This window comes from Shewanella sp. N2AIL (genome assembly GCF_022690845.1).
GTDB classification, from domain to species: Bacteria; Pseudomonadota; Gammaproteobacteria; order Enterobacterales; family Shewanellaceae; genus Shewanella; species Shewanella baltica.
Map to the genome: position 1 here is coordinate 88877 of NZ_JALBYT010000007.1, position 21884 is coordinate 110760.

A 21884-nucleotide genomic window follows, 5' to 3' on the forward strand; every position below is an offset into this window, starting at 1 on the left:
TAGGTTAGGTTCGTTTAGCTCAAGACTAAGCTATAACGGAAGGAGGTTTTGGTAAACCCTATGCTTTCATAGTATTGCTGCGTGGCAATGCGCTGGGTCGATGTAGTGAGTTCGAGTAACTGACAGGCTTCTTGTCTTCCCCGCGCTTTAGCAAAATCAATCAGCTGAGTGCCGATGCCCTGACCTCGCATATCGGCATCCACTACTATTGCCGTAATGCGACAGATACGACTCAAAGCGGGGAAATAATCAAAGAACATCAAGGCCATCACAGCAACAACTTGCGGCTCACCCTGCGCATTGGGTTGCTCGTATACCAGTAACTCATCAGTGCGGGACTGGGGATTATCTTGGCACTCGGTTAACGTCTTGGCTAACGCGGCCACAGGTAAAACATAACCTAGCTGCTCAAGTAGCAATTGAATACTCTGTGCATCGTGTAACTGAGCTAACCGAATGTTTTTATTCATCATACAGATTTTACCCTCGTCATTTACCAAAACTCTTTACGATGACTTTCAACCAAGTATTCCCTACAACAATGCCATGTTGAAGCGCATCCCGAATGCTAATTTTTTTCGCGGCTATTCATCGCGGCTAGAAGTGATTCCACAGTTGCAAAACATTGGCAGTTAACCCCACAAAAATCAAAATAAACTCGCCAAATGCACAAGCCCTTATTTGCAATGCGATCAAATGCGTTAAAATTCACCACTTAATAGCCGCCAGTCAGCAAAACCTTGCACTCATAGGGACAAGAAAACTAAGATGACAGCGGTTGTACTATAGGATGATGTTCGTATTGCCACAGGCCGATATCATCCGATTTTGCTCACTTGAGGAATCACAATGTCTAAGATCAATCTGCTTTTGCTGTGCGGCGGCGGAAGTGCCGAACACGATATTTCATTAATGTCGGCCAACTATTTTGAAACCTCACTGGCAAAATCTGAGCAGTTTTCTGTGTTGCGCGTCGAGCTGGATAAATTCGGCCAGTACCGCACCGCCGCAGGTGACGACTGCGAACTGACCAATAGCCGCGAAATTCGCTTCCGTGATGAAAGCAAAACGCCATGGCCGGTCGATTATGTTATTCCTTGCATTCATGGCTATCCCGGTGAGACCGGCGACATTCAATCCTATTTTAATTTGATCCAACTGCCCTATTTTGGCTGTGAATCCGAAGCGAGCAGCAACTGCTTCAATAAGATCACCGCTAAAATGTGGTTCTCGGCCTTAGGTATTCCGAATACGCCGTATATTTTCCTGAATCAGTTCGATGATGCGGCGATTGAGCAAACCCAAGCGGCTTTAGCACAATGGGGATCGATCTTCGTCAAAGCAGCATCACAGGGTTCCTCTGTCGGTTGTTACAAAGTGGACGACAGCAATAAAGTTGCAGGCGTGCTCAAGGATGCGTTTGGCTATGCGCCCTATGTGATCGTTGAAAAAACCATAAAAGCCCGCGAGTTAGAAGTCGCAGTCTACGAGTACAATGGTGAAGTGGTGGCGACAGTGCCAGGTGAAATCATCTGTGATAGCAACACCTTTTACACCTTCGATGAGAAATACGCCAAAAACAGTAAAGCGCGCACCGATGTGGTCGCGCAGCATGTGTCAGCTGAGATCAGCGAACAGATCCGTGCCTATGCAATCAAGGCATTTAAAGGTATGAAATTGCGCCACCTGTCGCGCATCGACTTTTTCTTAACCGCGGACAATGAAATTCTATTGAATGAAATCAATACCTTCCCTGGTTCTACGCCGATTTCTATGTTCCCTAAAATGCTGCAAAATCACGGCCATGACTTTACTGAATACTTGAGCCTAGTGATTAACGGTCAGCTAACCGCTAAATCTTAACATTCATCAAGCTGACTCAGTACTGCATCCGTTTTCAATCATAAAAAGAGCGCCGAGGCGCTCTTTTTATTTGTTATCTTTCAATACTATATCCCTAAATATTGGATTATTAACTTACATCTAAACCCAATATATCAATCAGGCTGTCGCAGGTTAAGCCGCCCTCATATTTAGGTCAAACATTAAAGATCCAACACCAAGAACCTAATGCAGCTCAGCTTGCTTTGCCAACAGCGCAAAGAAAGCGGCTTTAGGCATAGGATTATAGAAAAGGTAACCTTGAATTTCTTGAATATGATTCGACATCACAAACTTAAGCTGTGACTCAGTTTCCACCCCTTCAGCCGTCACGGTTAAATCTAACGCATGGCTTAACCGCACTATGGCCTCCACCAACGCTTCGTGACGCTTGCCTTCGTCTAATCGGTCGATAAAGCTCTTGTCGATTTTAATTTGATCGATAGGGAAATTCGCCAAATAGGACAAGGACGAATAGCCAGTACCAAAGTCATCCAAGGAAATTTTAATCCCCATAATCCGTAAACCATTAAGCACATCAATTAGATGCGTATGTTGCTTCATCAGCAAAGACTCAGTGATCTCAAGGGTTAATCTATCATAGGGGAAATCTGTCACCTCAAGTTGCTCAGTAATCGCGGCAAAGGACTCCACAAAGGCATCTTGCAGTTCATGGGACCAAAACTCAAAGGTCGACACATTCACCGACAAGTTAATCGGCCAATTGTGAGCCTGCATTTCTAAGATAGTTTGCATAGCGCCAAGACGCACATCTCGACCAATATCAACAATTAAGCCGCTGTTCTCCGCGATGGGAATAAACTCATCGGGGGGAATGAATTGCCCTTCATGCTGCCAGCGCAGCAGCACTTCGGCGCGAACAATCAAACCTGTGGTCGCATTCACTATGGGCTGATAATAAAGCTCAAAAGTCTGTTGATCGAGTGCCTGCTTGAGTTGATTATGAAGGCTGGCAATGCGCTCGGCATTAAGCTGCATTTGCTCAGTAAAAAAATGATAACGATTACGACCGTTAGCCTTTGAAATATACATGGCCTGATCGGCGCAATTTAACAGCTGCTCGAGATCGAGGGCATCTTCAGGAAAACGCGCAATCCCTATACTGACCGAACTATAAACGCCTTTACCATCGGCAAGCACATAACGTTTAGCAACATGCTTATTAATTGTTTCAGCGAGTTGCGCCAACTCTTTCTGGTTGACTATCCCAGGTAACAGTAAGGCAAACTCATCACCGCCGAGGCGCGCAAACACCATAGTGTCATTGAGGCACTCGCAAATCTGCCGCACCACTTGCACTAATAACGCATCGCCTTTGTCGTGACCATGGGTGTCGTTAACTTGTTTAAAGTTGTCTAAATCCATCAGCATAAAACTAAATCCGGGCGTCAGACTGTCGGAGGTAATGAAGGATTGGATCTGTTTAAACAAGGCATTACGGTTAGCAAGCCCAGTCAGCGAGTCATTATTAGCCTGATACTTAATCAACTGCGCCGCTTTTTTACGTTCGCTAATATCTGAAAATAACCACGCAAAACACGGCTGTAATCCGTTAGGCTCTCGAAATGTGGTGACGATAAGATCTAGATAAAACTCCTCACCATTGCCCCTTAAGCCAACCAATTCCCCCTGCCACATTTTATCCTGCGCTAAATGCTCAAATAGGCCGACTAACTCATTGGGTTGAGACGCAGACAAAAACATCTTAGGATTAAAGTTTGCTATATCAATATCTTGCGGAAGAACGATATGTTTAAAAGCGGGGTTAGCATAGAGGACGGAATCATCAGAATTGGAGATAACCAACGCCAAAGGTAAGCGATCAAAAATTTTCACAGCTAAATACTGAAACTCCATTGCCCGACTGCGCTCAATGGCCAAACTGGCTAATCGCGCGGCCTCTGAAATCAGTTCTAAATCAAGTTCTGTTGGGGACTTTATCGTATCGTAGTACATGGCAAATGTACCGAGCACTTTGCCTTGATTATCTTTGATAGGTTCAGACCAACAAGATTTAAGACCGGCGCGTAATGGCAGTTCTTTATAATTTTCCCAATAAGGATGTGTAGCGATATCTTCAACGATAACCCGCTTTGCGAAATACGCCGCTGTTCCGCAGGAGCCAACATTGGGGCCAATCTCGACCCCATTAATCGCTTGGTTGTAACTGTCGGGTAAATGGGGCGCAGCGCCTAACAACAAACGTTTGCCGTCACCGCTGAGCAGTAATATAGATCCACGAGTGCCTATCTTTTGCGCTTCGATTTTTAGCACTAAGGCGTGCAAGATTTCATGTAGCGGTGCGCCATTAAGCAGCATAGAGAGAATACTGCTATAGCAAGCTATGCTGACATTGTGGGCGAGTTTAACGTCAGCATGGTCGAGCAGATCTGGAAGATTAACGCCGGACGCCATAATTCCCTTAGAAAAAAGTTGCAATATAAATACACATTCACAATGTTAAAATATTTATAACTTATAGGAAATTCTAGGCACTAATGTTAACTAAGTAAACCCTGTATCAATTCAATAAAGGGCTTACTTTAGTCTTAACTGCAAGGCTTTATTCTTGAATACGTACAAGTTTTGCAAGGTAAAAACCATCAAATCCGCTATCGGCTGGGCTGATACTTTCATCCTCAATCAGGCGGAAATTAGGATTCTCGGCTAAAAACGCATCGACTTGACCGCGGTTCTCGCAGGGGAAGATAGAACAGGTCGCATAAACCACTATGCCACCAACTTTCACCATGCGGCTGTAGCTGGTCAAAATATGCTTTTGCAGCTCCATTAACACAGGTAAACGCTCAACGGTATCGCGCCATTTTGCATCTGGATTACGCTTTAATACACCCAAACCTGAGCATGGCACATCGAGTAATACCCGATCGGCACTCAGTTTTAAGCGTTTAATGGTTTTACTGCTGGCGATAACGCGGGTTTCGACATTGTGCGCGCCATTGCGACGGGCACGCTCTTTGAGTTTGTCGAGTTTCCATTGCTCCACATCCATGGCCAACAAGCGCCCTTTACCCTGCATTTGCGCGGCTATGTGTAAAGTTTTGCCACCCGCGCCTGCGCAAGCATCAATAACTTTCATGCCTGGCTTGGCATCAAGCGCTGCCGCCACGCGCTGAGAGCCCGCATCTTGCTGCTCGAATAAGCCATCTTTAAAGCTTTGGGTACGGAACAAGGCAGAATCGGAGGTCACTTCAAGGGCAGAATCGACCCCATCAACGCTCAGCGTGCTCACAAACTCAGCGGCAAGCTTAGCGGCCAATTCATCACGCGTCACTTTAAGGCCATTTGCGCGTAAAAAACGCTTCGGCGCTGTGCTTAACGCGGCGCGCTCCTTTTCCCAAGACTCACCTAATTGCTCACGGCCCATCGCATCGAGCCACTCAGGGCAACCATCCCACAATACTGGCTTAGTTTTCGCCAGCTCGGTACGCTCAGCTAAACGCGCCTCATCGACTTGCAGCGAATATTGCATTTTAGGCAGTTCAAGCCCGTGGAATAAATGCCATGCATTAAGTAATTTAGAACCAAAACGCTCCATCTCATCTGGACTGATTTCAGCCAGATAACAATATAAATTTAAGCGACGTAGGATATCACCCGTCGTTAATGCGATACGCGCCTGTTCGGCGGGTACCAATTGCAACCCAGAAAAATGCTGAGAATAGGCCCGATCTAAGGGTTTCCCTTGGCTCAGCACCATAGTTAAGATACTGATCACTAATTCGTTCGAGCTGGCAGAAAGCGGAGAATTCAACATTTAAAAGGTCACCATGAATGATAAAACCGGAGGATCATAGGAGGTCAGGCCCTAATACGCAAGCACGCTGGCGCTGAGTTAAGGTTAAAGCCATAAAAAAAGCGATCCAAAGGGATCGCTTTTTAGTTTAAGCCAGTTAACCCGTTACATTTTTGAGCCTTTAGAGCCGTAGAACAGGATAAAGCCATAACAAATCACGGGCAGAATAAAGGCGAGTTGCACGCCGAGGTTATCCGCTAACATGCCTTGGAATAAAGGTAGAATCGCCCCCCCCACAATCGCCAGACACAGAATGCCACTGCCCTGTGAAGTGTGTGGACCTAAATCACGCAGCGCTAAGCTGAAGATCGTTGGGAACATAATCGAGTTAAATAACCCCACCCCAAGGATTGCCCACATAGCAATGCTGCCACTGGTTGTCATCGCCACAACCACAAGTAGCGCCGCCATAAAGGCATTAAACGCAAGCACTGAGCCAGCCGGCACTTTTTGCATTACCACAGAGCCAATAAAACGTCCCACCATAGCGCCGCCCCAGTAATAGGCGATGTAATGGGCGGCTTCGGCTTCTGGCATACCCGCTATATGGCTTTCACCTAAGAAGCTGACCAAGAAGCTACCGATAGACACTTCGGCACCGACATACACGAAAATACCCACAGCGCCGAGCACTAAGTGCTTGCTTTGTAAGGCACTGGTTTTACCTAGATGGGTTTGGACTTCACCTTGAACACTTTCATCATGCTCACGGATCACAGGTAAATCTAACTTCGCAAAAATCAGCGCTAAAATAGCCAAGGCACCAGAAAGCAACAGGTATGGCAGTTTTACCACTTCGGCTTCGGCGCTCGCGTGGGCTAAATCGCTTGATACAGAACTGGCGACAGAAAGAATTAACATGGCGCCAAAGAATGGTGCGACTGTTGTACCTAACGCATTGAAAGCTTGCGTTAAATTTAAACGGCTCGAGGCGGTTTCGCTACTGCCTAAGGCGTTAACATAGGGGTTAGCTGCCACCTGTAGGATAGTGATGCCCGATGCTAAAACGAATAACGCGCCAAGAAACAGATTATAGGTCGCTAGCGTGGCCGCAGGATAAAACAGCGCACAGCCAATACTCGCAATCACAAGACCAGTAACAATCCCCTTTTGATAACCCAGCTTTTTCACTAAGTTACCGGCAGGGATCGACACTAAGAAGTAAGCACCGAAGAAACAAAACTGGATCAACATGGCTTGAGTGTAATTCAGTGAAAACACCGCTTTAAGATGCGGGATCAGAATATCGTTCAAGCAAGTGATAAAACCCCACATAAAAAACAGTGAAGTCAATGAGATCAAGGCAAAACGATAACTGCCCGACCCATTTTCGCCAGTGCTGCTCGTGTAGCTACCGGTATTAATTGATGACGCCATAGTTATTCTCTCTGTATGTTTTTATTATCAGGAACTCAGTAAGGTTACATTCCCCAGTGTGCCCGTGGGCGGCTTTACGTCGAATAGTGGGCTTGGGTATATAACACCTCAGCCGAATAAAAATGAATCATTTTCAGTTTAAAACTGCATAAAAGCTGGCAAATGCCGAAAACTTCAGCTGATTGTTTTCTATTTGTGCGGTTTTCAGGCCGTGTCCCGTTAATATTTCACCCAATTCCAACTGTGATAAATCCAACTCAACATTGGTATCGCCTAAGTTGAATCCGACGAATATTTTGAGCTCTCCTAAGGTGCGGATAAAGGCCAAGATGGGCTCGTTGGTATCCACAAATTGGATATCGCCTTCAACCAGCACTGGGTGTAATTTACGCCAAGCAAGAAAACGTCGATAACCGTTAAGCATGGAATCTGCATCTGATTCTTGTACATCCACCGCTAACACTTGATGCGCAGGGGCGATCGGCAACCAGGGTGAAACCTCACTAAAACCGCTAAAATCGGCGCCTTGTTGCCATGGCATTGGCGTACGGCAACCATCACGGCCTTTAAACATAGGCCAGAAGGTTTTGCCAAAGGGATCTTGCAACTCATGGTATTCAATCGGCGCTTCGGTTAAACCGAGTTCTTCACCTTGATAACTACACACACTACCGCGCAGTGAACTTAGCATGGCATTGAGCATTTTGACCATGTCTGAATTCTGTTTGCCCTGCCCCCAACGGCTCGCCACGCGCTGCACATCATGATTACCGATAGCCCAACAAGGCCAGCCATCACCTATGCTCGCTTCTAATGCCTCTACGGTTTGACGAATATAAGCGGCGCTGTAATCGTCTGTCAGTAGCTCAAAACTGTAGGCCATGTGCAGGCGATCTTCACCCTTAGTGTAAGCCGCCATCACAGCTAAAGAGTCTTCGGCCGACACTTCACCTAAAGTCACCGCACCAGGATAACGATTGATAAGCTTTCGTAAATCTTCAATAAACGCGATAGTTTGCGGACGGTCATTATTGTAGTAATGATATTGATAGGCGTAAGGGTTATCTTCACTGAAACCTCGGCCCTGACGTTTATCCTTAGGTTTTGCCGGATTGTCCCTGAGCTGTTCATCGTGATAACAGAAGGTAATCGCATCTAAGCGGAATCCATCAACGCCCTTTTTAAGCCAGAACTCGACATTATCCAGCACAGCTTGACGCACGTCAGGATTATGGAAGTTGATATCGGGCTGGCTACGCAGGAAGTTATGTAAATAGTATTGTTGTCTACGCGGTTCCCATTCCCAAGCACAACCGCCAAAAATCGCGAGCCAGTTGTTAGGCGCTGTGCCGTCTTCCTTAGGATCGGCCCACACGTACCAATCCGCTTTGGGATTCGTACGGCTCTCGCGGCTTTCAACAAACCACGCATGCTGATCAGAGGTATGACTTAATACTTGATCGATAATGACCTTAATGCCTAAGCCGTGGGCTTTTTCAATCAATTCATCGAAATCATGCATAGTGCCAAAAAGAGGGTCAACTTCGCGGTAATCACTGATGTCGTAGCCAAAATCTGCCATAGGCGATTTAAAGAAAGGTGAAATCCAGATGGCATCGACATTGAGGCTCGCAATGTAGTTAAGCTTAGTGATAATGCCACGTAAATCACCAACGCCATCACCATTCGTATCTAAAAGGCTACGCGGATAAATTTGGTAAATCACCGCACCACGCCACCAAGTTAACTCACTCATTGTTGCCCCTTTATCGTTATTCTACAGCGATCATTCCCTAACACACTCACGCAAACAGTTATCGTTTTGTTACTGCAGAGTAAAGGTATCGCGGCTTATTTTGTGTCACCGAGCATACGTGAAGAGGGAAATAAGGTTCAATACACCTGCATACGTATGCAGAAGACCTCTCCATAAATCACATTGAGATGTAACTCACTTTACCATTTACTAACAAACACTTAATTGCAAAACAAAATCATTTTACTCCATGAGATTTCCCTTAGTTAACGGCTATTCTTAACTCAACGAGGCATTGAATACGTATGCACTCTGTTGTTCCGCCAAGAAGCTCGGGAGTAGTATCTTCACCGTTGCATAACAATTTGGTCATAAACGCAGCACTTATGCAGTCAATTAAGCGCCCAGATACCAAAAATAAGGCCGCAAACATAACGCGGTGATAACGATAAAACGCTCTACAAAGCGATAAAGCGACTCCAAGGGGAAGAGAGATATGATGCGATTTAAACCCAGTTTGCTAACCTTAGCGCTCATTGCCGCAGGTGCGAGTATGCACTCCTATGCGGCAGATGAAGCGGCGACAGATAAGACAGCTAAAGATGAAAATATTGAAGTGATTCAAGTCACTGGTATTCGTCGTAGCTTGCAAGAATCCCAATCACTTAAGATGTCATCTTCTTCTATCGTTGAAGCCATTTCAGCGGAAGACATAGGTAAATTACCTGATGTCAGTATTGCAGAATCTCTAGCACGATTACCTGGCGTATCGGCACAACGACTCGATGGTCGCGCCAACGTAATTTCTATCCGCGGTATGGGCCCTGACTTCACTACCGCCACATTAAATGGTCGCGAACAAGCCTCTGTAAACGATAACCGCAGTGTGGAATTCGACCAATATCCATCTGAGTTATTAAATCGCGTTGTGGTTTACAAGACACCCGATGCCTCTGTGATGGCGCAAGCCATCGGCGGTACGGTTGATATGCAAACAATCAGTCCTTTAGCCCACGGTGAACAAACGATTGCCGTTTCGCTACGCGGCGAAATGAACGATTTAGGTTCATTAAACAGCGGCTCAAGTGACACAGGCTACCGCGGCAGTATCTCTTATATTGACCAATTCGCCGATGACACTATTGGTGTCGCCATTGGTTATGCTCGCATGATGTCACCTAACCAAGAAGAACGTTGGCAAGCTTGGGGTTACCCAACCAATGACAATGGTGATAGCGTTTTAGGTGGTGCAAAACCTTTCGTTCGTTCAAGTGAATTAGAACGTGATGGCGTACTCGCCGTATTTGAATATGCGCCAAATACCACTTACCACTCGACCTTAGATATTTACTACTCAAAATTTACCGATGATCAACGCCTACGAGGCATTGAAATACCTGGTGCTTGGGGCACAAACGGTGGCGTAATTCCGACGACAACTGATAATGGTTTAGTCACAGAAGGTGTCATCAAAGGCGCTGAAGTCGTTATCCGTAACGACGTGAACAAACGTGATGCGGATTCTCTGTCTATTGGCTGGAATAACAAATTCAACATCAATGATAACTGGAATGTTGAAGCCGATATCTCCATGTCTAGAGCTAACCGTACTGACATAGGTATGGAAAGTTACTCAGGAACTGGCCGCGGTACAGGTGTGGGTGCGGTTGACGATTTAGGCTTTGCTTACAACGGTAAAGGCGGTTATGTATTTGACCATAACCTCGATTATTCTGATAAAAACCTGATCAAACTTGGCGATCCACTCGGTTGGGGTAGCCCGCTAGGCGCTAACACTCAAGACGGCTTTATCAACAAACCTGAAATTGAGGATGAGCTAAAATCCTTCCGTTTAAGCGCTGAATATGTGCTCGATGGCGGTGCCGTTCGTAGCGTTGAGTTTGGTGTGAATCGTACTAATCGCGATAAAACCAAATTAGATAAAGGTTATTACCTGACACTCAAAGGTTATGACGGTTCTGCCAATTACACTATGGCAGTACCAGATCAATACTTACTTGCACCAACGTCACTCGACTTCTTTGGCATGGGCAATGTATTAAGTTACGACTCGTTGGCTTTCTACAATGACGGTAACTATACAGAAACTGACGTCGCTGATGTGGATCTTTCTCGCGCCACTAACTCTTGGGCTGTACAGGAAAAAGTGACAACGGGCTATGTGATGGCCAACCTTGAATCCGAAGTATTTGGTATTCCTTTGACTGGTAACGCAGGCTTACAAGCGGTTCATACCGATCAGTCCTCTGACGGTACAGTGGCAACGGTTGAAAATGGCTTAGTGGTGTTAACACCGCGCACTGCGGGTGATTCCTATGTTGAATGGCTGCCAAGCGTTAACTTAAGTTTCGAAGTCGCCGATAGCCAAGTGGTTCGTTTAGCCGCAGCGCGCACGTTAACCCGTTCACGTATGGACAAAATGAATGCCAACCTAAACTACACTTATTCAGCTAACCCAAGCGGTGGCATGGTTAATTGGAGTGGTAACGCAGGTAATCCTGAGTTACGCCCATGGTTGGCCCGTCAATATGACTTAAGCTATGAAAACTATTTCAGCGACCAAGGTTATTTCTCGGTAGCGGTATTCTACAAAGATCTTGAAAACTTCGTTTACGATCAACATACAGACTTTGATTTCAGCACCCTATTCCCACAAGGGCCTACTGATAACCCGATTGGCGATGTCACCCAACCTCAAAACGGTGAAGGTGGTTATGTTCAAGGTGTTGAAGCCTCTGTATCTGTCGACTTTGGTATGTTTGCCGATGTGTTAAGTGGCTTTGGTACTGTTATTAGCGGCTCGTACAACGACAGTGAAGTGAAGGAAACCCCGACCAGCAATCCAACAACCTTGCCAGGTCTGTCAGAAAAAACCTTAAACGCGACGATCTACTATGAAAACTCAGGCTTTGAAGCACGCATTAGCTCACGCTACCGCAGCGACTTCCTAGGTGAAGTCACAAAGATCAGCCTGCAACGCGAAAACGTGAACATCAAAGCGGAAACTGTGGTTGATGCACAAATCGGTTATGACTTTAGCGAAAGCGGTATCGAGTCCCTGTATGGTTTATCAGTTCAGTTCCAAGTGAACAACTTAACCAACGAGCCTTTCACCTCTTACACTAGCGATGATCAACGTTTAGTCCGTGATTACCAAAACTATGGCCGTAACTTTATGTTAGGCGCGAACTATAAGTTCTAATCCTGCACGGCTTAAAGCCTCTGTAACCTGTTACAGAGGCTTTTTTACTTTATCATTTCAAGCCACTAGGCTAGTCATTCATCTGCGTTAATTGATCACCACTAATCATAAAATGAAAGGCTTATATCATGAATAAAATCAAAGATATCGTCATTGTCGGTGGCGGTTCTTCAGGTTGGATGACGGCGGCCATGTTGGCAAGATTGTTTAAATCAACACTGAATATCACCCTGATTGAATCTGAAGATATAGGCACAGTGGGCGTAGGTGAAGCCACCATTCCACCACTGCAAATATTTAATAACGTGCTAGGGATTTCCGAAGCCGATTTTATCAATGCCACCCAAGCAACGTTTAAATTGGGTATTCAATTCGAAAATTGGGGCAAACCGGATGAAGCCTATATGCATGCTTTTGGCAATACAGGTAAAGATATAGGTTTTACTCAATTTCATCATTACTGGCTCAGCACCTCCCCAAAAGAGGTCAATTCGTTTTGGGATTACTCGGTTAATTACCAAGCGGCAAAACACAATAAGTTTCAAGTACTCCAGCAGATCCCAAACTCTCCCCTTGCCGGCTTAACTCATGCTTATCATTTCGATGCAGCGCTTTATGCCCAATTTTTACGACGTTTCAGTGAGCAACTGGGAGTAAAGCGTATCGAAGGCCAGATTACGGCGGTTGAACTCACGCCAAACGGCGATATTGAAAGTGTAACCTTAGGATCAGGACAAACCGTAAAAGCTGATTTCTTTATCGATTGCTCGGGCTTTGCCGCGCTACTGATAGAAAAAGCGCTCAAGGTTGGCTTCGATAGCTACCAACATTGGCTACCCTGTGACAGCGCCTATGCCGTACCCTGCGAAAAAACGCCAGCAATAGTGCCTTATACACGTTCTATCGCCCATGATACTGGTTGGCAATGGCGGATCCCGCTGCAGCACCGCACAGGCAATGGGTTAGTCTATTGCAGTCGCTATATCAGTGATAACGCCGCCAAACAGCTTTTACTCAGTAATTTAGATGGTAAGCCGTTGGCTGAACCTAAGAAAATAAATTTTACGACCGGACGACGAATCAAACAGTGGCATAAAAACTGTGTTGCCATCGGCCTTTCGAGTGGGTTCTTAGAGCCTTTAGAATCCACCAGCTTGCATTTAGTCCAATCAGCGATTATTCGCTTAAGTAAACTCTTTCCACATCAAGGAATTGCACAAGCGAATGTCGATGAGTTTAATCGCCAGTCCCAACTTGAATTTGAACAAATCCGCGATTTTATTATCTTGCACTATCATTTAAACCAAAGGGAAGATGCTCAGGAAAATGGGTTTTGGCATCAATGCCGAACCATGGTTCTGCCAGAGAGTTTGCAGCAAAAAATCGCCCTATTTCGTGCCACAGGCACAGTGTTTAGACATCAAGATGAACTCTTTACCGAAGCCGCATGGATTCAAGTCATGTTGGGGCAAGGCATTAGGCCTCGGGATTTCAATCCATTAGCGGCAACCATTCAACCGCAAGCACTGAGTGAATTTCTGCTCAACATGCGCACCATTATTGATAATACCGTCACTAAGCTACCAACCCATGACCAGTATTTAGCGCACTTATCGACACATAAAGCATAAATGCGGCTTAAGAGTTACGACTGACGTTAAGAGTTTACTAACTCATCGATTTATAAATTGAATTTGCAGTTTAAATTTGAATCAACAAGGAAAGAATATGATATTAAACCTGCGGACTCTCACCACTTCCTTAGTGATTATGCTTAGCCTAGGCGCCTCTGCCAACACAGCGCAGGCAAGTTCAGGCAGTCTCTCTTTACCACTTCAAGGCACATCAAGCCAGCCTCAAGACCTGAAACTTGAACCCGCTTTTTGGTGGGCGGGGATGCAAAATCCTGAGTTACAGTTGATGCTGTATAGCCGCGATTTTCCTAGCTTACCGCAGCAGCTTAAGCTTGATATCCAAGGACAAGGCATCACGCTAAAAAGCCTTGAACACATTGATAACCCTCATTATCTGTTTATCAATTTAGATCTTAGCCAAGCTGCGCCGCAAACCTTTGAGCTGGTGATTTCCAGCACTGACTCGGCTTCAAAAACCAACACGCCTCTTTATCGCCTGCCCTATACGTTGCAAGCGCGTGCTGAGGGTAGTCGTGAGCGCCAAGGGTTTAGCAATAAGGATGTGATTTACCTTATCACCCCGGATAGATTCGCCAATGGCGACACCAGTAATGACAATCAGGCCGATATGCTAGAGCAAGTTGCGGCTAACTCTCCTAGCCATCCCAGCAACCCCTATTATCCCGATGCTCGCCATGGCGGTGATATCGCAGGGATCAGCCAGCACTTAGCGTATCTGGCAAAGCTCGGGGTGACTCAGTTATGGATCAATCCACTGCTTGAGAATAATCAAGCCCAATATTCATACCACGGTTACTCAATTACCAATTTATACCGCGTCGATCCCCGCTTTGGCAGCAATGAGGATTATAAAGCCTTAGTCGCTAAGGCAAACAAGCTTGGCCTTGGGGTGATTAAAGATGTTGTCGTGAATCATATCGGCTCTAATCATTGGTGGCTCAACGATTTACCTAGCCAAGACTGGCTCAATGACGCCACAAAAACGCCGCTAAAAAATCACAAATCCAAGCCTGACTTAACTCAGTCTGCCGATACCAAATCCAGCGTTACCAGCCCCCGTTTTACCAGTCATAGGCGCACTACAGTGCAAGATCCCTACGCGGCAGCGCAAGATCATATTGATTTTGTCGACGGCTGGTTTACCGACACTATGCCGGATCTGAATCAAAGCAATCCCAAACTGGCAACCTATCTTATCCAAAACAGTATTTGGTGGGTCGAGTACGCAGGACTTTCAGGGATCCGCGAAGACACTTATTCCTACGCCGACAAAGGGTTTCTCGCTAAATGGTCTAAGGCCGTAATGACTGAGTACCCGAATTTTAATATTGTGGGCGAAGAATGGACCGCAAACCCCATCACAGTTGCCTATTGGCAAAAGGGCAAAATCAATGCCGATGGCTATACCTCAGATCTACCCAGTTTGATGGACTTCCCGCTATATGAAAAATTAATTGCCAGCCTCAATGAGCCAGAAAGCTGGGACACAGGTTTTATCAAGCTTTACGAGATGTTAGCCAACGATGTTGTGTATGCCGATCCCAGTAAACTAGTGCTATTTGAAGGCAATCACGACACCAATCGTATCTTCAGTTTAGTGAAAGAAAATATAGACTTATATAAGATGGCACTCACCTATGTGCTGACCGCCAAACGCATTCCGCAGCTGTTTTACGGTACAGAAGTGTTAATGACCAGCCCGACCGAAGGCCGTCACGATGGTGTTGTGCGCAGTGATTTCCCCGGTGGGTTTGCCAACAGTGCCACTAACGCCTTTACCGGCCAAGGGCTGAGTGAACCCCAGCGACAAGCACAGCAATTTGTCAGAACCCTACTGAATTACCGTAAACAATCCCCTGCGCTACAATCGGGCGACTTACTGCACTTTGTGCCGCAGGATGGCATCTATGTGCAATTTCGCTGCGTATTAAATGCGCCATTATCAGCTGAACAAAAAGCCGAAGCGCTCAAGTCACTAATACAAAACAATTCTCTAACCCAACACAATGCCTGCACTCAGCCCTCGGCCGACAAAGTCATGGTGATTTACAATAAGAATGACAAGGCAGTCACGCTAGATATAAACCGCTTTGCCAGTGTACTTGGCGATAGCGGCGCCGCTACTGACATCATCAGTGGCAACACAGTTTCACTCAATCAAGCGATAACATTGCCCCATGCAGGTGTCACTATCCTTGAGCTTAAGCCTAATTCTAAGTCTAAGTCGCCGCTGAATGCTGGCTTGCCGAGCCGCCAAGATTCAATGCGATCAAGGAGCAAAGCTAACGCTTTAACGCGCGCTCATACTAACAACAGTGCTATCAACCTAGCCAAAAACTCAACTCAAAAAGGAACTCAGTCTTGAGCTTTTTATCACCTATCGATTCCAGAGTGACTCAGAGCCAACAAGCGGCTAAATTTCCCATAATGGCTTTACTGACCAAAGCGGCGAAAGCCCCGCAGCGCCGACAGTCGCGGCAATCATCACTCAGTTTATGTCTACAGTCTTTGTTTAATACCTCTTTATCTAGTGCAGCTTTATTAACAGCCTCGCTTTTTTGCTTATCGGCCAATGCAAATGCATCGGCGCAAACGCTTGATAATGAGTTACAGCCAAAGTCAGAGAGTGAGGTTATGACGCTAAAACCTGTGGTATATCAGATTTTTACTCGCCTCTATGGCAATAAAAACCCAACGAATAAACCTTGGGGCACAATTGCCGACAACGGTGTCGGCAAATTTAATGATATCGACGATGTCGCACTCAATAGCATCAAGGACCTAGGCGTCACCCATGTGTGGTACACGGGCGTTCCGCACCATGCCTTGATTGGTGATTACAGTGAGATTGGCGTAAGTACTGATGATCCCGATGTGGTCAAAGGCCGCGCAGGATCACCCTACGCAGTCAAAGATTACTACAACGTCAATCCCGATCTGGCGGTCAATCCTGCCAAGCGTTTAGCCGAGTTCGAGGCGCTCATTGCCCGTACCCATCAACACGGCTTAAAGGTGATTATCGATATAGTGCCAAACCATGTGGCGCGCCATTATCAATCCGTCAGTAAACCCCAAGGCGTGCGCGATTTTGGCGAAGATGATGATACCAGTCTAGAGTACGCCAAAAACAACAACTTCTATTACGTCGTTGATAACAGTGTGAAGGGAGCGAAAGGACAAGCCCATGCCTTTGAGGTGCCAAGCTTACCCGCAGGGATTAAACCGCTGGGTGGAGAAGCTCATCCCTTAAGTGACGGCAAATTCGATGAATTTCCCGCAAAGTGGACTGGCAACGGCTCACGCTTAGCCAAACCCGATGCCAATGATTGGTACGAGACAGTTAAAATCAATTACGGCGTACGCCCAGATGGCACCTATGACTTCCCTCGCCTGCCAGCCAAATTCGCCACTTTTACTGAAGCGCAGCATTACGCTTTCTGGCAACAACACTTAGCCGAAATCCCAAGCTCTTGGATTAAATTCAATCAGATTGCCCAATATTGGCTAGCGAAAGGTGTCGATGGGTTTCGATACGATATGGCCGAAATGGTGCCAGTGGAGTTTTGGAGTTACCTCAACAGCCAGATAAAACACACTAATCCCGATGCCTTTATCTTGGCCGAGGTCTATAACCCTAAGTTGTACCGAGATTATATCCAGCTTGGAAAAATGGATTATCTGTACGATAAGGTCGATCTTTACGACACCCTAAAAGCCGTGATGGCGGGTAAAACCAGCACAGCTAATATCGCGGCGGATCAGGAAAAAGTGCAGGATATTGAATCACACATGCTGCACTTTTTAGAGAACCACGACGAGCAACGTATTGGTAATGCTGAATTTTTAGCATCGCTACAAACAAATAGACCAACGAATAGCTCCCTAGAGACCCAAGCCGTAAATCCACACTACGTCCTACCCGCTATGGTGGTGTCGGCAACGATAAGTACTTCACCGACGTTAGTGTATTTTGGCCAAGAAGTGGGAGAAGCCGCCATCGATAATCCAGGCTTTGGTCATGCATCACGCACCAGTATTTTTGACTATGTTGGCGTCCCTGCCCATCAGCGCTGGATGAACAATGGCAAGTTTGATGGAGGACAATCAACGGCGCAGGAAACATCGCTGCGGGCTTACTATCAAAAGCTATTGAATTTAAGCACAGGCCAAACGGCGCCAGCGCTGTTAGGCCAATACTATTCACTCGATGCCGCGAATCGCAGCAAGAAGAATGCGACTCAAAGTCATATCACTGAAAGTAATAGCGCTCAAAATATGAGTAATCAAAATAGTTCTGCAAACGAAACAGGCTATGACGACAGCACCTTCGCCTTTGCCCGCTTCGAGACGATATCTGGGACCTCAAAGCAGACTCAAAAGCTGATTATTGTCAGTAACTTCAGTCAGACCGAATCAAAAGCCTTACAGCTCAAGCTCCCCAAAGAGCTTATCCGTCAGTTGCAATTAAAGGACGCTGTATATCCGCTTAAGGATTTACTCGAAGATCATCAAACAAGCCAGCTGCAGCTTGAACAAGGCGAAGGCAAGATAGCGCTCAGCCTAGCCCCGCTGTCGTCGGCTATTCTTTCGCTCGCCGTTGTAGCAGATGAGCCGAAAAGTGAGTCTGCAAATAAGTAGCTGAATGAGCAAGCGGCTGAATAAGCAGACTTATGAATAATAAAGGTCGAATGCGTTCGATAAATAATGTGGCCTGCTTCAGCGAGATAACACGTTGCCAAATAAGACCCGCCATCTTAGGATGATGGGTCTTAATCTAATAAGAACATATACCAATCGTATAAAATATCTGTTCATTCAGCGGGAGTTCAACGCGCTTTAGACAAGGCGAAGGCTTGAAGGCATAGTGGTGATCTGTCGAAAGCCTTAAACGCAGTATAAAGCGCGTTGCTACGCCGTTAACATCAGCCGCCCTTCGGGAGCCTCACAGGCATCCCACTCCCGTGTTGCATTGACTTAAAAGGGAATGACCATTTCTGCGTCAATGCGCCTTGGATTGAAATGCCTGTGAGGCTCTGAACTGATTAGATATTTAATGTGATTGGTATTAACTCTGCACAAAAAATAAATACTTAGATGCACTGCTAAGACAATATCTTAAACGCGATATTAGGAAACCTATGTTACTCGGCATACACCACGCGGCGATTATTTGCAGCGACTATGAAAAATCCAAACACTTCTACGTGACGATTTTAGGGCTCAAGCCGCTGGCGGAACATTATCGAGCGCAGCGCAGCTCCTTTAAACTCGATCTACAGCTGCCGGATTTAAGTCAAATCGAGCTGTTCTCTTTTACCAAGCCGCCACAAAGACCGAGCTATCCCGAAGCTTGCGGGCTTAGGCATTTAGCCTTTCGGGTACAATCCATTGATGCAACCGTTGCACACTTGCAGTCACATAATATTGAAGTCGAAGCCATTCGTATTGATGAGTACACAGGTAAACAATTCACCTTTTTCAGCGATCCTGACGGCTTACCCCTAGAGCTTTACCAAGTGTAAAATCCCAATTGGAACTCAAACGAGCTGCAAATATAAAAGCGTGTTTAACGCCGCTATGAGGTCAAAATCCAAAGTCACTGTATCAATTGTAAATCTCAATTTGCAGTTCAAATACCAATACAAGTAGCAGTACAAGTTACAGTGTGAAGTCGCAATATGAAGAAAGCTTAATCGCCGAAAGTCTGCTTTAAGATTACACTCACTGTGCTTAAGAACTCATTATGAGCAGTGACTAAGCGCTAATGCGATGGGCTAATGTGATGAGCTAATGTGATGAGCTATTACGACAAACTTAAGTAGATGCAGAAGATAAGAAGGAGCAAGGCGTGCTAGATAATCCCGCGGTACTGATTTGGAGCATGCTATTTGGTGTCTTCGGCATTGGTTTCTTCACCTATGGCAAACGCCAAGGTGCACCCATCCCCCTTGTCGTTGGGATAACCCTGATGATCTACCCTTATTTCGTCAGCAACCTAATCTTACTCGTCTGCATCGGCATCGCCCTCATCGCGCTACCGTATTTTGTGAAGTTGTAACCGTAAGAGTCAGTGCTAAAGTCATAAAATCCGCCGAGTTTTTCCAACTTCAGCATAGGAATGCCATTGCTTATCCACTTTCCTATAAATTAAATTTCGATTCATTTCATCAAGTGAATGGCAGCCCGAAGCGGCCAATAATGCCAAGAAATCGTCCAACATATGTTGGTGATAATTGCGGACTCTTTTCCATTTTTCTGCAACCACTAAGCCTCGCACTAATGTGGGATTATTTGTGGCGACGCCTGTCGGGCATTCATTGGTGTTGCATTTCAGGGACTGAACACAACCCAAAGCCAGCATCATACCCCGAGCGGAATTACACACATCAGCACCAATACAAAGGGCTTTAAACAGATCAAAAGCGGTAAATATCTTAGTCGCCGTAATCACTTTTATGTCTTTTTTAAGCTTGTAGGTATTGAGCGTATCCACGGCGAAAATCAGTGCATCTTCCCAAGGCATACCGACATAGTTTGAGAAATCGATGGGAGCAGCGCCCGTTCCCCCTTCCGCACCATCCACAGTGATGAAATCGGGTTTGATACCTGTTTCGAGCATTTTTTCACATATTTCAATAAACTCTTGCTTACTGCCTATGGCAAGTTTGAAGCCGACAGGTTTTCCGTTGGATAACACTCTCAATTGCTCAACAAACTGCAATAACCCTTCTGCATCGCTAAAAGCGGAATGGCCGGGAGGTGAAAGCACATCGGTATGGGGTTGAACACCTCTTATTTCAGCAATTTCCTGATTATTTTTGGCTGCGGGAAGTTTTTTACAAGCCACCCATGATATAAAAATAACCAAGAATATCGAAGCTACGTTTACCAAACGGTTTGTGGCTGAGATTGAAAAGTCAGGTTTTCGGGGATTATCCCTGGTTATTTGTTGATTTTCAGATCGTTAGCAGGAATTAGGTCGATTTGGTTCGAGTCAAACTCTCCACTGCTATGGATGAGTGAAGTTTGGCGCTGAACTATCTCTGAATGTGGACTATCTCTAAATAGCTCAGCTTGCCATTAAATTCAGACAGCAGTGGCGATAGTGCCTTCGTTGAGTGAGCTTAAGCCAATGCTCAGGCGGAATATTAAGGCGACTCAGTAAGCTAGCACTGCTCGAACTGATACTCCCGCGTTTATCATCGCGAATAACTCTGCCAGTATCATCGACCAGTTGCAGATAATCTTGTACATCAAAGGACAGCCCTTTAGGCATATTGTCTCGCTCATTACCGATAAAAGGCAGTAAGGTTTCGGGTTGTTTGCCTGCCAATACCGCGCGAATACGCCGTTGAATACTGGTGAAGTTCGAAGTTTCTGGTGATGTGGCTAGTTGAGTACGAATAGGGTTGAGGTCGACATAGGTCATACATGCAAGTACTGCCGCCTCATCGAGTAGGGCTTGGGATTTAAAACGCCCCTCCCAGAAGCGTCCAGTGCAGTTATCCTCTTGATTTGCTTTACGGGCGATAGGTTCATTTAAGGCGCGCATAAACCAAGAAATATCACTTAAGCGACTGCGGTATAGAGCGATATGGTGTTTAAGGTTAACCACGTCATGGGCTTCAACAACTTGCCCTTTGACAAATTGTTGTGTTAATTCAGTGCCTTTAAATACTTGATGCCAATGCTCAAGCACTTCCCTATCACTCCATTGATTAGCTTGGTAAATGTCCACGCAGAGTACCAAGTGCAGATGATTGCTCATCACCGCATAAGCAGCGACATCAATAGCAAAAACCTGAGCCAGCTTAAGCAGTTGTTGCTCTACCCACTCGCGTCTATGGTCGTAGTTTTTACCAGAGAAATGGTCTTCACCACACAAATAGGCACGCCTAACGACTCGACTACAACAGTGATAAAAAGGCGTATCTTCCAAACTGATTTGAGTTCTCCTTGGCTGTGGCATCATCACACTCCTTGTGCTGGATTAAAGATACTAAGCCTAGTTGAGAAAAGGGTGACTCACCAAGGAGTCATCACTAAATTACAATGGGTGGCTTATGAAAAACTCCTAAGCCTAGTTGCGAAATTGGTGACTCACAAAGGAGTCATCGCTAAATTACAATGGGTGGCTTATGAAAAAATGCTTAA

General features: G+C 45.8%; 14 protein-coding genes. 7 read left to right on the top strand and 7 right to left on the bottom strand.

The genetic code is table 11. The annotated features are described in order from the left end of the window. Positions 1-14: 14 nt before the first annotated feature. Positions 15-473, bottom strand: a complete 459-nt coding sequence (locus tag MO387_RS06395; RefSeq protein ID WP_107947415.1) for a GNAT family N-acetyltransferase — start codon at positions 471-473, stop codon at positions 15-17. A gap of 376 nt (positions 474-849) precedes the next feature. Here MO387_RS06395 and MO387_RS06400 point away from each other — a divergent pair, with 376 nt between their 5' ends. Beyond that, entirely contained in the window at positions 850-1863 is a 1014-nt protein-coding gene (locus MO387_RS06400) for a D-alanine--D-alanine ligase (RefSeq protein ID WP_107947413.1), read from the top strand. 204 nt (positions 1864-2067) lie between these two features. Here the strand turns inward: MO387_RS06400 and MO387_RS06405 are convergent, their stop codons facing one another. The 4 genes from MO387_RS06405 to MO387_RS06420 all read right to left on the bottom strand — a co-directional run bounded on the left by MO387_RS06405 (position 2068) and on the right by MO387_RS06420 (position 8852). Next, positions 2068-4317 (bottom strand): EAL domain-containing protein, encoded by a 2250-nt coding sequence (locus tag MO387_RS06405; RefSeq protein ID WP_107947411.1) that lies wholly within the window; start codon positions 4315-4317, stop codon positions 2068-2070. Positions 4318-4465: 148 nt separating this feature from the next. Further along, on the bottom strand, positions 4466-5680 hold the full coding sequence (locus MO387_RS06410) for an RsmB/NOP family class I SAM-dependent RNA methyltransferase (RefSeq protein ID WP_107947409.1): 1215 nt from the start codon (positions 5678-5680) through the stop codon (positions 4466-4468). Positions 5681-5824: 144 nt separating this feature from the next. Further along, positions 5825-7096, bottom strand: coding sequence for a sugar MFS transporter (locus tag MO387_RS06415; RefSeq protein WP_006087299.1), 1272 nt, complete (start codon positions 7094-7096; stop codon positions 5825-5827). A 133-nt stretch (positions 7097-7229) separates the two neighbouring features. Then, entirely contained in the window at positions 7230-8852 is a 1623-nt protein-coding gene (locus MO387_RS06420) for an alpha-glucosidase (protein ID WP_107947407.1), read from the bottom strand. A 496-nt stretch (positions 8853-9348) separates the two neighbouring features. On the opposite strand from MO387_RS06420, the gene MO387_RS06425 reads away from it, so the two are divergent. The 6 genes from MO387_RS06425 (at position 9349) to MO387_RS06450 (ending at position 19788) form a co-directional block, all read left to right on the top strand. Continuing rightward, the gene (locus tag MO387_RS06425; RefSeq protein ID WP_107947405.1) at positions 9349-12075 is read left to right on the top strand and encodes a TonB-dependent receptor; all 2727 of its coding nucleotides are present in this window, start codon (positions 9349-9351) and stop codon (positions 12073-12075) included. A 128-nt stretch (positions 12076-12203) separates the two neighbouring features. Beyond that, complete coding sequence (locus MO387_RS06430) at positions 12204-13706, top strand: tryptophan halogenase family protein (protein WP_107947403.1); 1503 nt, start codon at positions 12204-12206, stop codon at positions 13704-13706. Between the two features lie 97 nt (positions 13707-13803). After that, positions 13804-16095, top strand: coding sequence for a glycoside hydrolase family 13 protein (locus MO387_RS06435; protein WP_107947401.1), 2292 nt, complete (start codon positions 13804-13806; stop codon positions 16093-16095). Then, positions 16092-18368, top strand: a complete 2277-nt coding sequence (locus MO387_RS06440; RefSeq protein ID WP_107947399.1) for an alpha-amylase family protein — start codon at positions 16092-16094, stop codon at positions 18366-18368. The genes MO387_RS06435 and MO387_RS06440 overlap by 4 nt, the downstream gene beginning before the upstream one ends. 500 nt (positions 18369-18868) lie before the next feature. Further along, positions 18869-19252 (top strand): VOC family protein, encoded by a 384-nt coding sequence (locus MO387_RS06445; protein ID WP_006081510.1) that lies wholly within the window; start codon positions 18869-18871, stop codon positions 19250-19252. Positions 19253-19578: 326 nt separating this feature from the next. Further along, positions 19579-19788: a hypothetical protein gene (locus tag MO387_RS06450; protein ID WP_006081509.1), complete on the top strand. Its 210-nt coding sequence runs from the start codon at positions 19579-19581 to the stop codon at positions 19786-19788. A gap of 21 nt (positions 19789-19809) precedes the next feature. On the opposite strand, the gene MO387_RS06455 is transcribed toward MO387_RS06450, so the two are convergent. Then, on the bottom strand, positions 19810-20598 hold the full coding sequence (locus MO387_RS06455) for an FMN-binding glutamate synthase family protein (RefSeq protein ID WP_234421012.1): 789 nt from the start codon (positions 20596-20598) through the stop codon (positions 19810-19812). A gap of 201 nt (positions 20599-20799) precedes the next feature. Beyond that, positions 20800-21699, bottom strand: a complete 900-nt coding sequence (locus tag MO387_RS06460) for a transposase (RefSeq protein ID WP_107947397.1) — start codon at positions 21697-21699, stop codon at positions 20800-20802. Positions 21700-21884 lie beyond the last annotated feature (185 nt).

What these genes read in the sequence shown, in the direction of transcription:
- MO387_RS06430 (WP_107947403.1), top strand. Translation starts at nt 12,204, where the DNA reads ATGAATAAAATCAAAGATATCGTCATTGTCGGTGGCGGTTCTTCAGGT.
- MO387_RS06415 (WP_006087299.1), bottom strand. Translation starts at nt 7,096, where the DNA reads ATGGCGTCATCAATTAATACCGGTAGCTACACGAGCAGCACTGGCGAA.
- MO387_RS06405 (WP_107947411.1), bottom strand. Translation starts at nt 4,317, where the DNA reads ATGGCGTCCGGCGTTAATCTTCCAGATCTGCTCGACCATGCTGACGTT.
- MO387_RS06425 (WP_107947405.1), top strand. Translation starts at nt 9,349, where the DNA reads ATGATGCGATTTAAACCCAGTTTGCTAACCTTAGCGCTCATTGCCGCA.
- MO387_RS06400 (WP_107947413.1), top strand. Translation starts at nt 850, where the DNA reads ATGTCTAAGATCAATCTGCTTTTGCTGTGCGGCGGCGGAAGTGCCGAA.
- MO387_RS06460 (WP_107947397.1), bottom strand. Translation starts at nt 21,699, where the DNA reads ATGCCACAGCCAAGGAGAACTCAAATCAGTTTGGAAGATACGCCTTTT.
- MO387_RS06420 (WP_107947407.1), bottom strand. Translation starts at nt 8,852, where the DNA reads ATGAGTGAGTTAACTTGGTGGCGTGGTGCGGTGATTTACCAAATTTAT.
- MO387_RS06445 (WP_006081510.1), top strand. Translation starts at nt 18,869, where the DNA reads ATGTTACTCGGCATACACCACGCGGCGATTATTTGCAGCGACTATGAA.
- MO387_RS06435 (WP_107947401.1), top strand. Translation starts at nt 13,804, where the DNA reads ATGATATTAAACCTGCGGACTCTCACCACTTCCTTAGTGATTATGCTT.
- MO387_RS06410 (WP_107947409.1), bottom strand. Translation starts at nt 5,680, where the DNA reads ATGTTGAATTCTCCGCTTTCTGCCAGCTCGAACGAATTAGTGATCAGT.
- MO387_RS06395 (WP_107947415.1), bottom strand. Translation starts at nt 473, where the DNA reads ATGATGAATAAAAACATTCGGTTAGCTCAGTTACACGATGCACAGAGT.